Annotated in this window: 9 protein-coding genes; 3 read left to right on the forward strand and 6 right to left on the reverse strand. The window is 61.9% G+C overall.

Going from position 1 to position 12,635, the window contains the following annotated elements:
• Positions 1-105 precede the first annotated feature (105 nt).
• A complete protein-coding gene (gene gcvP, locus ROS217_RS12245; protein WP_040651424.1) occupies positions 106-2,955 on the forward strand; it encodes an aminomethyl-transferring glycine dehydrogenase in 2,850 nt (949 codons plus the stop codon).
• Between the two features lie 221 nt (positions 2,956-3,176).
• Here gcvP and ROS217_RS12250 read toward each other — a convergent pair whose 3' ends face one another.
• From ROS217_RS12250 to ROS217_RS12265, 4 genes are all read right to left on the reverse strand, one after another.
• On the reverse strand, positions 3,177-4,964 hold the full coding sequence (locus ROS217_RS12250; RefSeq protein ID WP_009818073.1) for a LuxR C-terminal-related transcriptional regulator: 1,788 nt from the start codon (positions 4,962-4,964) through the stop codon (positions 3,177-3,179).
• 98 nt (positions 4,965-5,062) lie between these two features.
• A complete protein-coding gene (locus ROS217_RS12255; RefSeq protein ID WP_009818074.1) occupies positions 5,063-5,926 on the reverse strand; it encodes an inositol monophosphatase family protein in 864 nt (287 codons plus the stop codon).
• A 159-nt stretch (positions 5,927-6,085) separates the two neighbouring features.
• Complete coding sequence (locus ROS217_RS12260) at positions 6,086-8,608, reverse strand: ABC transporter permease (protein ID WP_009818075.1); 2,523 nt, start codon at positions 8,606-8,608, stop codon at positions 6,086-6,088.
• On the reverse strand, positions 8,605-9,282 hold the full coding sequence (locus ROS217_RS12265; protein WP_009818076.1) for an ABC transporter ATP-binding protein: 678 nt from the start codon (positions 9,280-9,282) through the stop codon (positions 8,605-8,607). Before ROS217_RS12265 ends, ROS217_RS12260 begins: the two co-directional genes overlap by 4 nt.
• Here ROS217_RS12265 and ROS217_RS12270 point away from each other — a divergent pair.
• Positions 9,281-9,970, forward strand: coding sequence for an arylesterase (locus ROS217_RS12270; protein WP_009818077.1), 690 nt, complete (start codon positions 9,281-9,283; stop codon positions 9,968-9,970). The genes ROS217_RS12265 and ROS217_RS12270 overlap by 2 nt on opposite strands.
• Before the next feature lie 77 nt (positions 9,971-10,047).
• Here the strand turns inward: ROS217_RS12270 and ROS217_RS12275 are convergent, their stop codons facing one another.
• Positions 10,048-11,175: a pyridoxal phosphate-dependent aminotransferase gene (locus tag ROS217_RS12275; protein WP_009818078.1), complete on the reverse strand. Its 1,128-nt coding sequence runs from the start codon at positions 11,173-11,175 to the stop codon at positions 10,048-10,050.
• A 108-nt stretch (positions 11,176-11,283) separates the two neighbouring features.
• Between ROS217_RS12275 and ROS217_RS12280 the strand changes: the two genes are divergently transcribed.
• On the forward strand, positions 11,284-12,072 hold the full coding sequence (locus ROS217_RS12280; protein ID WP_009818079.1) for a crotonase/enoyl-CoA hydratase family protein: 789 nt from the start codon (positions 11,284-11,286) through the stop codon (positions 12,070-12,072).
• A 3-nt stretch (positions 12,073-12,075) separates the two neighbouring features.
• Here the strand turns inward: ROS217_RS12280 and ROS217_RS12285 are convergent, their stop codons facing one another.
• Complete coding sequence (locus ROS217_RS12285; RefSeq protein ID WP_009818080.1) at positions 12,076-12,585, reverse strand: PhnA domain-containing protein; 510 nt, start codon at positions 12,583-12,585, stop codon at positions 12,076-12,078.
• Between the last annotated feature and the right edge of the window lie 50 nt (positions 12,586-12,635).

Genomic DNA, 12,635 nt, shown 5'->3' on the forward strand with positions numbered 1-12,635 from the left:
CGGACGGCCCCAAAAGAGTTTCGGGCCTCCGGCGGGAGTATTTTTGCCAAAGAGAAGCAGCGGGTTTGCGTTATGCCGCCCGCGCGATCTGATGAGGACAAACCCATGTCGTTCAAAGCGACCGATTATCTGCCCTATGACTTTGCAAATCGCCGCCATATCGGCCCCTCGCCCGAGGAAATGACCGAGATGTTCAAGGTTCTGGGCGTCACATCTCTCGAGGCGTTGATTGATGAAACGGTGCCGAAATCCATCCGTCAGGACAAACCGCTCGATTTCGGCAAGCCGAAGTCCGAGCAGGAATTGCAATTCCACATGTGGCAGACCGCGTCCAAGAACAAGGTTCTGACCTCGCTGATTGGGCAGGGCTATCATGGTACGGTGACGCCGCCCGCGATCCAGCGGAACATCTTTGAGAACCCGGCGTGGTATACGGCCTATACGCCCTATCAGCCCGAGATCAGCCAAGGGCGGCTTGAGGCGCTGTTGAATTTCCAGACCATGGTCAGCGATCTGACGGGCCTTGAGATTGCCAATGCGTCGCTCTTGGATGAGGCAACGGCGGCGGCCGAGGCGATGACCATGGCGCAGCGCGTGGCCAAATCCAAGGCAAAAGTATTCTTTGTCGATGAGAACTGCCACCCGCAAAACATCGCCGTGATCCAGACCCGCGCTGCGCCTCTGGGTATCGAAGTGATCGTCGGCAGCCCGGATGTTCTGGAGGCGGACAAGGTCTTTGCCGCGATTTTCCAGTATCCCGGCACCTATGGCACATTGCGCGATTTCACCCCGGTGATCGCAGCGCTGCATGAGAATGGCGCGCTTGGCATTGTGATTGCCGATCCGCTGGCCCTGACGCTGCTCAAGGAACCCGGAGCCATGGGGGCAGATATCGCCGTGGGCTCGACGCAGCGCTTTGGCGTGCCGGTGGGCTATGGTGGGCCGCATGCCGCCTATATGGCGACCAAGGATGCCTATAAACGCGCCATGCCGGGACGGATTGTTGGCGTGTCGATCGACAGCCACGGCAACCGCGCCTATCGCCTGAGCCTGCAAACCCGCGAGCAGCATATCCGCCGCGAAAAGGCCACGTCAAACGTCTGCACGGCGCAGGCGCTTCTTGCCGTCATGGCGTCGATGTATGCCGTTTTTCATGGTCCCAAGGGGCTGCGGGCCATTGCGCAGCGCATCCACCGCAAGACGGTGCGTCTGGCCAAGGGTCTGGAGGCGGCGGGATTCCATGTGGAGCCGGGTGATTTCTTTGACACGGTCACGGTTGATGTGGGCCTCTTGCAGCGTGGTGTGTTGCAATCGGCTGTGCGCGAGGGGATCAACCTGCGCCGCGTCGGCGAGACCAAGATCGGCATCACGCTGGATGAGCGCAGCCGCACCGCCACCATCGAGGCGGTCTGGCGTGCCTTTGGCATCATCATGGAGGATGCCGATTTCACGCCCGAATACCGCATCCCCGATGCGTTGCAGCGCGAGAGCGATTACCTGACCCATCCGATTTTCCACATGAACCGCGCCGAGACGGAAATGATGCGCTACATGCGGCGGTTGGCGGATCGTGATTTGGCGCTCGACCGGGCGATGATCCCGCTGGGGTCCTGCACGATGAAGCTCAATTCCGCCGCCGAGATGATGCCGGTCAGTTGGCGCGAATTTTCGCTCTTGCATCCGTTTGTGCCGGCCGATCAGGCGCTTGGCTATAAGGAGATGATCGACGACCTGAGCGCCAAGCTCTGTGACATCACCGGCTATGCCGCCATTTCCATGCAGCCGAATTCCGGCGCGCAGGGGGAATATGCAGGGCTCTTGACCATTTCCGCCTATCACCGGGCGCAGGGGCAGGGACATCGCCGCGTCTGTCTGATCCCGGTCAGCGCCCATGGCACCAACCCTGCGAGCGCGCAGATGGTGGGCTGGGATGTTGTCGTGGTCAAGTCCGCCGGCAATGGTGATATCGACGTGGAGGATTTCCGCGCCAAGGCAGAGAAGCATTCCGAGAACCTTGCGGGCTGCATGATCACCTATCCGTCAACCCATGGCGTGTTCGAGGAGACTGTGCGCGAGGTTTGCGAGATCACCCACGCTCATGGCGGCCAAGTCTATATCGACGGGGCCAATATGAACGCCATGGTCGGGCTGAGCCGCCCCGGTGATCTGGGGGGCGATGTGAGCCACCTTAACCTGCACAAGACCTTCTGCATCCCGCATGGCGGCGGTGGTCCCGGCATGGGGCCGATTGGGGTCAAGGCGCATCTGGTGCCGCATCTGCCGGGGCATCCCGAAACCGGCGGTGCAGAGGGGCCGGTCAGTGCCGCCCCCTTTGGCTCGCCCTCGCTGTTGCCGATTTCATGGGCCTATTGCCTGATGATGGGCGGTGCCGGGCTGACGCAGGCGACGCGGGTCGCAATCCTCAACGCCAATTACATCGCCAAGCGGCTGGAGGGGGCCTTTCCGGTGCTTTACAAGGGCCGGGGTGGCCGGGTGGCGCATGAGTGCATCCTCGACGTGCGCCCCTTTGCCGAGAGCGCGGGCGTGACGGTGGACGATATAGCCAAACGGTTGATCGACTGCGGGTTCCATGCGCCGACGATGAGCTGGCCTGTGGCGGGCACGCTGATGGTGGAACCGACCGAGTCTGAGACCAAGGCGGAACTCGACCGGTTCTGCGACGCGATGCTGGCCATCCGCGAAGAGATCCGCGACATCGAAGAGGGCCGGATTGATGCGGAGAACAATCCGCTCAAGAACGCGCCGCATACGATGGAGGATCTCGTCAAGGATTGGGATCGTCCCTATAGCCGCGAACAGGGCTGTTTCCCGCCGGGAGCCTTTCGGGTGGACAAATACTGGCCGCCGGTCAACCGGGTGGACAATGTTTACGGCGACCGACATCTGGTCTGCACCTGCCCGCCACTCGAGGATTATGCCGATGCTGCGGAGTGATCCGCTCAATCACTTGTGAGAAACGAAAAAAGGCGGCCTTTGGGGGCCGCCTTTCGTTATGCTGAAAAATCTACCTTAAAAAGTGTCCGACCCAAAAACTTCAGCCGGATATGCGATAGGAACGGGTGCGCCATCACTCACACGGTCCGCTCTGATCACGTGAATTCACGCTAGTGTGAGTAATATGAGTCTGTCATCCCCCAAATTGGGTAAGGCCGTCATTAATCCGCGAGCATTGGCATCAAACGCTCGAGAACGATGCGCCAATGCCGGAAAAAAGCCAGTTGCCCGGCGTCTTCGATCAGGTGAAACTCGATCCAACCATAGTCGCGGCGGAATTCCTCAATGGTGGCAAGCGGTACCTGCGGGTCTTGCGTGCCGTTTATGAAGACAATGGGTAGCTTGCCCCGAAGGGCCTCGACATCGGCGCTCCAATCTTCAAGCTGGCCGGAAATAAGCTGTCGCGAAAACGCTTCATGCGCAGAGTGGTGCTCAGAAAGAGCGACTTCGGAGCCGGTGGCGAGCGCCTCAAAGGCTTCTGGATCTTCGATCGTGGCGACATCGGCCGCGGAATTTCCGTAGACGGCGTGCAGGAACGTCCGCTTTCCGATCTTTCGGGCCAAAAGAAATCCAGCTTTGACCATGAAGGGCAACAGATGCGGCGTGTATTTGGCTCCGGCCATGATGAAACGGTGCCATTTGTGCATACGCTCGAACTGTTCGCGCCGGGTGAGGGGCAACATGCCGGAGCACGCGATGATTCCGCTGAAGGCAAAGGGATTTGCACGGGCCAACTTGACCGCATAATAGGCATCTCCGCTGAGGCATAGGATCGGACAATGTCCAACGCCTTCGGCGCGTAGTACCCGCATCGAGTCATCGAGAAGGGCTGTGTCATAATCTGTGCTTCGGTCCACCATATCCGACAGGCCATAGCCGGGACGTAGGGGCACGATCACCTTTAAGCCGCGCAATGCAGCGCAAGCCTCAGCCGAGGCGGGCCAGCGCACCAACCCGAAATCAAGCGGAAGGTAGAGTACGGGGCGGCCGCGTGGCGCGCCAAGGATCAGATAGTCCACCCTCCGTCCGTCCGGCGTCACCAACGATTTGAAATCACGTTCCGCCAGTGTCGCATAGCCTTTGCTGACCTCATGCGGACCGGGGGCGGCGCGCACGGTCATGGCGGTCATGTCGATCAACGACAGAGCGAGACGTACCAGTTCCAACTGGGAATGGGTCTCGGTCTTGGCAAGCAGTGATTTGATCTGAGCGCGAACCGTGTCAACCGAGCGTCCCCGCTCTGCGGCGATCTCACTGACGCTCCGGCAATCGACGAGATGGCACAGAATATCGGCCTCGGTCTGGGTCAGATCAAAGGCTTGAATGAGGATCTCACAGAACCCCGGCGGCATGCTCACGGCGTTTGACGCTGCGAGGACGAGGACCGTACCATCCGCCGCGATGCAACGCTGCAGGCGGAAAACGATCAGGTGATCGGCCTGCGCTGCACGCACCCGAAGAACAGCGGTGTCTTTTTCCCGGTTGTCAAAGAGGATATCGAGCGCGCATCTCAGTGCGTCCATATCAGCCTGATGGATCGGCAGATCGTGCAATTCTGCCTTTGCAGGCAGAGCCATTGCCTGACGAGCGGCGAGATTGGCCGCGCGGATGTGGCGGCAGCGGTCCAACAGCAAGGCAGGCACCCGGTCGAATGGGACCAGCATGCCATCCAGCCCGAGATTGTCTGTTTCCTCGGGGGCTAAGCGATCAAGGAATTCGGTGGCCCGGCGGAAATGTTCTGCAATCTGCGGGTCATCCAACAGGTGAGGCATGCTCAGGTCGACGCGCGCGCGCAGCGGACCTATCGCGCTCTCCCAGTGGTCAAGCAGCGCCTCGTAGCGCGCGGGGTCGAGCGCTACGTCATAGAGTCTGTCAATTGCCGCATCCCTGTCCGCGTCGGACAGAGTTACAACGTCGATTTGATCCGTCATGCGCCGGGTCGATGTCATACCTGAAATCCGATGAGGTTAAAAACGGGCCGTAGCCACTACTAAGTCATGCAGGCAAGGCGTTTTAAAGGCAAATGAAAAGTCTATTTGTGGCTTTATCAGTCCAAAAGACAGGCAAAGTGATCACGGAGCCGTGTCCATGTCGCCTGATCGGCGGCGCTGAGCAATACGCCTTTGGTGATCGCCGTTGAATAGTCGCGCCCATCGAGCATGCGCGCAACGCCGCCTGCCTGTTGGCAGACAAGGACGCCCGCTGCATGATCCCACGGGTTCAGAACATCCGACATAACGAAATCCACCGCGCCCTGAGCCAAGAGCCGGTATTCTTGGCACGAACAGCGCAGGGCTATGCAACGTGCAACTGCGGGCAGCAATGGTGCCAGTTGCTCTTGGCGCGATTGCGACATCAGGTAGTAGTGCATGTAACCTTGCAGGTCCGCCAATTCGCCACCGCGCGAGACGCGCGCCGGGTGCGCGACCCCGAGTGCGGCCTCAAGACGCGCCGGCGACGTTTCGTCGGCGATGATCCAGTCATCCGAGATGGGGTCATAGAGCAACCCCATTACCGGGCGCCCATAGCGGGTGACTGCGATGATCACCCCAAAGAGCGGCAGGCCATGCACGAAATTCCAAGTGCCATCCACGGGGTCGATGATAATTGCCAGTTCCGCTTCGGAGACATCATCGCGCAGGGCGGGCTTGGCCGCCACCGCTTCTTCGCCCACGATCAGGGCATGCGGGAACATCCTTTGAAGCCCACGGGCCAGCATCGCCTCGGTCTGGTGATCGGCCTCTGTCACCAGATCATGCGGACCGGATTTGGTGCTGGCATCGGCTCGGGTCACAGTACGAAAGCGCGGCATGATCTCGGCGCGCGCGGCGCGACGCACGAGGTTGATCAGCATGGTCTGCTGCGCCGGGGTGAAGGGGGGCGAAAGCGGGATGGGCAGCGAATCGATCATGTCATCTCCTGTCGGTGCGCAGGTGGAGTGCCAGCCTTGGGAGCCGAAATCAACGCGGGAATGGTCAAAAAGATCAGAGGTTTCACCCCCGGACCCCCAGAGTATTTCAGCCAAGAAAAAGCCGGGTCGCGGGCGTCATGCGCGCGCGCGTAGGGTCATTCATTCACGCGCGCGTAAGGTCCGTGCAGGACGGGCACGCAATGGTCCCAGGGCAAAGACCAGACCGGCCAGCAGCGTCACAAACATCCCGCCCAGAATGATCGCTAACGCGGAGGTCCATATCACCGTAAACGGCGTGTCCATCACGAAATGGCTGACCGCCCAACCGCCGCCGATGCCCGCCCCTAGCGCCACCAGTCCCGCCGCCCCCCCGAGAATGAGGGCACGCAAGATAAGGCTGGAGAGAATGCGGGCGCGCGTGGCACCGAGGGTCTTGAGAATCGCCGCTTCATAGGTACGGGCGCGCTGATCCGCCGCCGCCGCGCCGATGAGCACGAGAAAGCCGGTGAGCAGAGTCACCGACGCGCCCCATGACGTGGCCGAGGCGAGGCCCGCCAAGAGATCTGTCACTTGGGTCAGCGCATCGCGGACGTTGATGGCGGTGACATTGGGATAGCGGTCGGTCACATCGCGCAGGATCGTTTCCTCGGACGCCTGATCGTCGGCATAGACTGTGGCGATGAACGTATGAGGAGCACCGGCCACAGCAGCCTCGTTCATCAAAAGGACAAAGCCCATGCCGACGCTGGAGAAATCCACCTCGCGCAGCGATGTGATGGGCGCTGTGATGTCGCGGCCGAGAATGTTGATGGTGATTTCATCGCCGATGCCGATGCCCATTTCCATGGCCTCTTCGGCGGCAAAGCTGAGTTGCGGCGACCCGGTGTAACCCTCGCCCCACCAAGTGCCGGCGGTAAGTTCCGTCCGGGCGGGCAGGGCGTCGGCGTAGCTGACGGCGCGGTCGCCTTCGACCACCCAATGTCCGGGTGCGACTTCGGTCGCAGGGCGGTCATTGATGCGGCTGATGATGCCGCGCAGCATGGGCGCATTGTCGATGCGGCTGACAGCGGGGTCGTTCTCCAGCCGCTCGAGGAACCACTCCATCTGGTCCTTTTGCAGATCGACAAAGAAGAAAGAGGGCGCGCGTTCAGGCAGGTCGGCGGCGATGGCGCGGCGCAGGTTGCCGTCGATCTGGCCGACTGCAGCCAGAACGGCGAGGCCAAGACCGAGCGAGAGCATGACCGATCCGGCGGTGGTGCCCGGCCCGCCGATGGCACCCAAGGCCCAGCCAAAAGCGGGACGCCCGCGCAGGCGAGGTCGTAAGGTGCGGGCCAGTTTCTGGACCAGCATAGCGGCCAGAGACAGGACCAAGAGCGCACTGCCGATGCCGCCTGCGGTCCAAAGTGTGAGGCGCAGATTGCCCGAGAAGATGATAGCGGCGACGAGGAGGGCTGCAATGAGACCGAGGGTTGTCGCAATCCACGGCCAGCCGGGCCAGCGGCGGGCGGCACCTGCCGCTTCGCGGTAAAGGGCCGCGGCGCGGACCTCTCGGGCGCGGGCGAGGGGCCAGAGCGTAAAAATAAGCACACTCAGCACGCTGTAGAGCGCCGCCTCGGCCATCGGAGCGGCATAGGGGGCAAAAATCGCCGGGACGGGCAATCGCGCCGCGATAACGGGTCCGAGCAGCACCGGCACGCCCACCCCGAGAATGAGGCCGCCGATGATGCCAATCACGGATAGAACGCCTACCTGTATGAAATACGTCAGAAAAATCGTGCGTTGATCGGCCCCCAGCGTGCGCAATGTCGCGATGACTTGTACCTTGCCCGCAAGATAGGACCGCAAAGCCGCCGAGATGCCGACGCCGCCCACCGCAAGCCCCGAGAGGCCCACCAGAACCAGAAACGCCCCCAGGCGGGTGACGAATTCAGCCACGCGGGGGCTGGCGTTGCGGGCGTCGGACCAGCGAAAGCCGGAGCCATCCAGCTCTTGGAGACTGCGGGTTTCCAGCGCGGCAAGGTCCGAGCCCTCGGGCAGGAGAAGGCGGTATTTCGTGGTAAATAGTGAGCCGGGGCTAAGTAATCCGGAGCCGTCCAGATTGGCGCGGCTGACGATGGTGCGTGGACCGAGGCCAAAGCCTGCGCGGGTTTGATCCGGCTCTTTCACCAGTTCGGCCATCAGGCGAAACTCACGTTCGCCCAAGCGAAAGGTGTCACCCACTGTGATGCCCAACCGCGCCGCCAGAATTGGCTGCATCACCGCGCCGGGCAAGCCGCCGGCACCGCCAAACGCCACATCCAGTGGCATGTCGGGTGAGAGAACCACGTTGCCAACCAGAGGGTAAGAGTGATCTACGGCCTTCAGTTGCGTCAGTTCGCGACGTCCGTCAGGGGCAATCGCCATAGAGCGAAAATCAGCAATTTCCGATACAGCATCGGCATTTAGCACCATCCAGCTATACTCGGCCTCAGTGGCAAAGCGATAGGTCAGCTCAAGTTCGGCGTCGCCACCAAGGATCGCGGCACCTTGTTCGACTATACCGGCGCGGATGCTTTCGCGCAGGGTTCCGACGGCGGCGATGGCGGCTACGCCGAGGATCACACAGGCCAGAAAGATGCGGAACCCACGCAGGCCACCGCGCAACTCGCGGCGGGCAAGGCGGGCCGCTATGCGCAGACTCATGCTGCGACCTCGACGCGGCCGTCGCGCAGGCTGACAACGCGGTCGCAGCGACGGGCAAGCTCTGGGTCATGGGTCACGAGCACCAAGGTTGCGCCGTGGCGGTCGCGCAGGTCGAAGAGTAGTTCGATGATCGAAGCGCCTGTGGTGCTGTCGAGATTGCCGGTGGGTTCATCCGCAAGGATGATCGCCGGGCGCGTGGCGGCGGCGCGGGCGAGGGCCACGCGCTGTTGTTCGCCGCCCGAGAGCTGCGATGGGTAGTGACCTGACCGGGATGCGAGACCCACAGCGAGGAGTTCCTCTTGGGCGCGCTCATAGGCGTTTGCGACGCCTGCGAGTTCAAGCGGAGTGGCCACATTTTCCAGTGCTGTCATAGTCGGAATAAGGTGAAACGATTGAAAAACAACACCAAAATTCTCGCGCCGCAGGCGGGCCAACTGGTCTTCGTTCATTAATGAAAGGTCATTTCCCATTGCCATGACTTGACCGGCGGTGGCGCGTTCCAGGCCGCCCATCAGCATTAAGAGCGAGGATTTGCCGGAACCGGAGGGTCCAATCAGACCCAATGTCTCGGCCTTGTGGACATCCAGGGTAATCCCGTGGAGTATTCGCACAAGACCGGCGTTTCCCTCGAGCGACAATGTGACGTCGGTGAGGGACAGAAGAGGAGAACTCATGCGTTTGCGCCTGATTTACAAAGGTTTTCTGTCATATGGGGTGCAGCGGCCCTTGGGCAAGGTGGTAGCGGCGTTTCTCTGCCTTGTCAGCCCCGTGATGGCCGCAGAACCGGTCACGGTTCTGGCATTGGGGGACAGTTTGACCCAAGGATATGGCCTGCCAGAGCAGGATGGGCTGGTGCCGCAGATGCGGAAGTGGTTGAAAAATCAAGGGGTTGAGGCGGAGTTAATCAATGCGGGCGTGTCCGGTGACACCACGGCGGGCGGGGCTGCGCGGGTGGAGTGGAGCCTGACGCCTGAGGTGGATGCGATGATTGTGGCACTGGGCGGCAATGATCTGTTGCGGGGCATTGATCCGGCGGTAAGTCGCCGAAATATAGAGGAAATTCTGCGCGTGGCAGAGGCGCAGGGGGTCGAGGTCTTGTTGGTTGGCCTGAGAGCGCCGGGCAATTACGGGGCAGATTACAAGATGGCATTTGATGAAATTTACCCTGATTTGTCAGAGGCTTATGACACGCTCTTCATGCCTGATTTCTTTGCAGGACTGGGTGAAGGCGATCCGTCTACGCTGCAAAAGTTGTTTCAGGCGGATGGCATTCATCCTAATGCAGACGGTGTTGCACGGATTGTCGAAGGGTTGGGGCCGCAGGTGCGCGACTTGATCGAGGCGGCGCAGGCGGAGGACTGAGCCGTACGTTTGTGCGGTGTGAACGTACGTTCACCGGGTGCCGTCGCAGCCTTTACGATGTCCCACGGGCGGCGAGGTCAATTTTGGACGGAGTCGGGCGCATGATCTGCCTCGGTCAGAGCCTCGGGCAAGGTTCTGGCTAAGGTCTCCATCTCCTCTGTCCGACCGCAACTGATGCGGATGCAGCGATCCTGTGGCGCGACAAAGGGCATACGGACGAAGACGCCGCGTGCCACCAGCCCCGCCAGAACGCGGCGGGTAAAGTCGCCGTCGCGGCCACAATCGACGGTGACGAAATTGGTGGCCGAGGGCAGCGCGCTCAGCCCGTTCTCTTTGGCGATTCGCGCGATGCTGTCGCGGGAGCGGCGCACCTCGGCCTGCACATGTGCCAGCCAATCGGTATCGCGGAGCGCGGCGAGTGCCCCGGCTTGCGCCATGCGGTTCATGCCGAAATGGTTGCGGATCTTGTCAAAGCTCTTGATCAGGGCTGTGGCCCCAACCGCATAGCCGATGCGGGCCCCGGCCATGCCGTATGCCTTGGAAAAGGTACGCATGCGGATGACGCGGGGATCATTGGCGGCAATCTCTGCCGCCGTTTCCTCGGGCGCAAACTCGACATAGGCCTCGTCAAGGCAGAGCAGGCAGCCGTCAGGGAGGGTGTCGAGGGCGGTCAAAATCTCCGCGCCCGGCACCCATGTGCCCATCGGATTGTCGGGATTGGCGAAGTAGATCAGTTTTGCGCCCAGTTCATGCGCGCGGGCGATGAGGGCGGGCAGGTCTTCGCGATCATCGCGATAGGGCACTTTGTGCAGCGTGCCGCCAAATCCCGTCACGTGGTAATTGAAGGTGGGATAGGCCCCGTCCGAGGTGACGACCGCATCACCGGGGCCAACCACGAGCCGCACCAGATTGCCCAAAAGGCCGTCGATGCCTTCGCCCACCAGCACATTCTCTGGCGCCACGCCCATGTGATCGGCAAGCGCCGCGCGCAAGTCATGGCTGGTGGGGTCGCCGTATTTCCAGACATTTTCAGCCTCGGCGCGGAGTGCGGCAAGCGCCTTGGGGGACGGGCCAAAGAGGTTTTCATTGGCCCCGAGGCGTGCTGCAAAGGGCGCGCCGCGTTGGCGTTCCTGCTCTTCCGGCCCGACGAAGGGGACAGCGGCGGGCAGGCTCTGGATCAGCGGGGTATAGCGCGGATATGTCATGGGGCGCAGTTAACGGGATGCGGCAGAGCCTTGCAAGGGTGTGCCGTGACGTTGTGCTGGTCTGCGGCAGGGCTGTGGTGTTTCATGGTGAAAAAGGGAGGATTGGCCATGGCCCGAGTCACGACCGAGATCAAGGATCATATCGCGCATGTGACGCTCACGCGGGCGGACAAGCGCAATGCGGTCGATCCTGCGATGGCAGAGGCGCTTGTTTCGACGGGGCAGGCGCTGAGTGAGGCGGATATCCGCGCTGTGGTGCTGTCGGGCGAAGGCCGCGCGTTTTGCGCAGGTCTCGATGTGATGAGCTTTGCGCAATTGGCGGCAGGTGATCCCGAGGCGCTGTGTCTGCCGCGCACGCATGGCACCGGCAATCTCTTTCAGGCGGTGGTGATGGTCTGGCGGGATCTGCCGGTGCCGGTCATCGCGGCGCTGCATGGCGCGGTTTACGGCGCGGGGTTCCAGCTTGCGCTGGGGGCGGATGTGCGGATTGCGGCCCCGGATACGGAACTCGCGATCATGGAGATGAAATGGGGGTTGATTCCGGACATGGGCGGCATGGCGCTCTTGCCGAAATTGACCCGGTCGGACGTGATCCGGCGCATGACCTATACGGCGCGGCCCGTCTCAGCCGTGCAGGCGCGGGATTGGGGGTTGGTGACGGAACTGGCCGATGATCCGCTGGCCATGGCGCGCGATTTGGCGTCCGAGATTGCGGGCAAGAGCCCGGCGGCGATACGGGCCGCCAAGCGCCTGATTGGTCTGGCCGAAAGCGGCGCCGATGAGGCGGCCGTTCTGATGGCGGAAAGTCGTGAGCAGGCCGCGCTGATCGGCAAGCCGGACCAGATGGAGCAGATCGCGGCCAATCTGGCGGGGCGTGCGCCGGTGTTCCGGGGGTAGGGTTCAGCGTTTCTTGACGAACTCGGTCAGGATGACGATGCGCTGGCCCTCGACCCGGCCTTCAATATGGGCGGGGTTGTCGTGGACCAGCGCGATGCCACGCACCGCCGTGCCGCGTTTGGCGGTGAAATTGGCACCCTTGACCGGCAGATCCTTGATCAGGACCACAGTATCGCCTTGGGCCAAAGGCACGCCGTTGCTGTCGCGGTGGCCGGTGTCGCGGGGGATATTGTCGGCCCAGGCGCGGGTGTCATCATCAAGCCAGAGTTGATCGCTGAGATCGCGCGCCCAGTCATGGTCGCTGAGGCGAGTGAGCATGCGCGCGGCCAGAACTTGCGTCGGGGTATCCTCGGACCACATGGTTGAGGCCAGACAGCGCCAATGCTCCGGGTCTGGGGTGCCCGCGATCTGATCGGCGCAGGTGGCACAGAGGCTGACGCTTGCCCCGTCGGGGCCGCCCGTCACGGGATAGGGGGTGAGGGGGGCATCGATGGCACAGAGGGCGCAGGACATAACAGGAAACTCCGGTAAAAAAAGGGGCGTTGATCCCCCTTAGACCCCTA

The sequence above is a fragment of the Roseovarius sp. 217 genome, assembly GCF_000152845.1.
GTDB lineage: Bacteria > Pseudomonadota > Alphaproteobacteria > Rhodobacterales > Rhodobacteraceae > Roseovarius.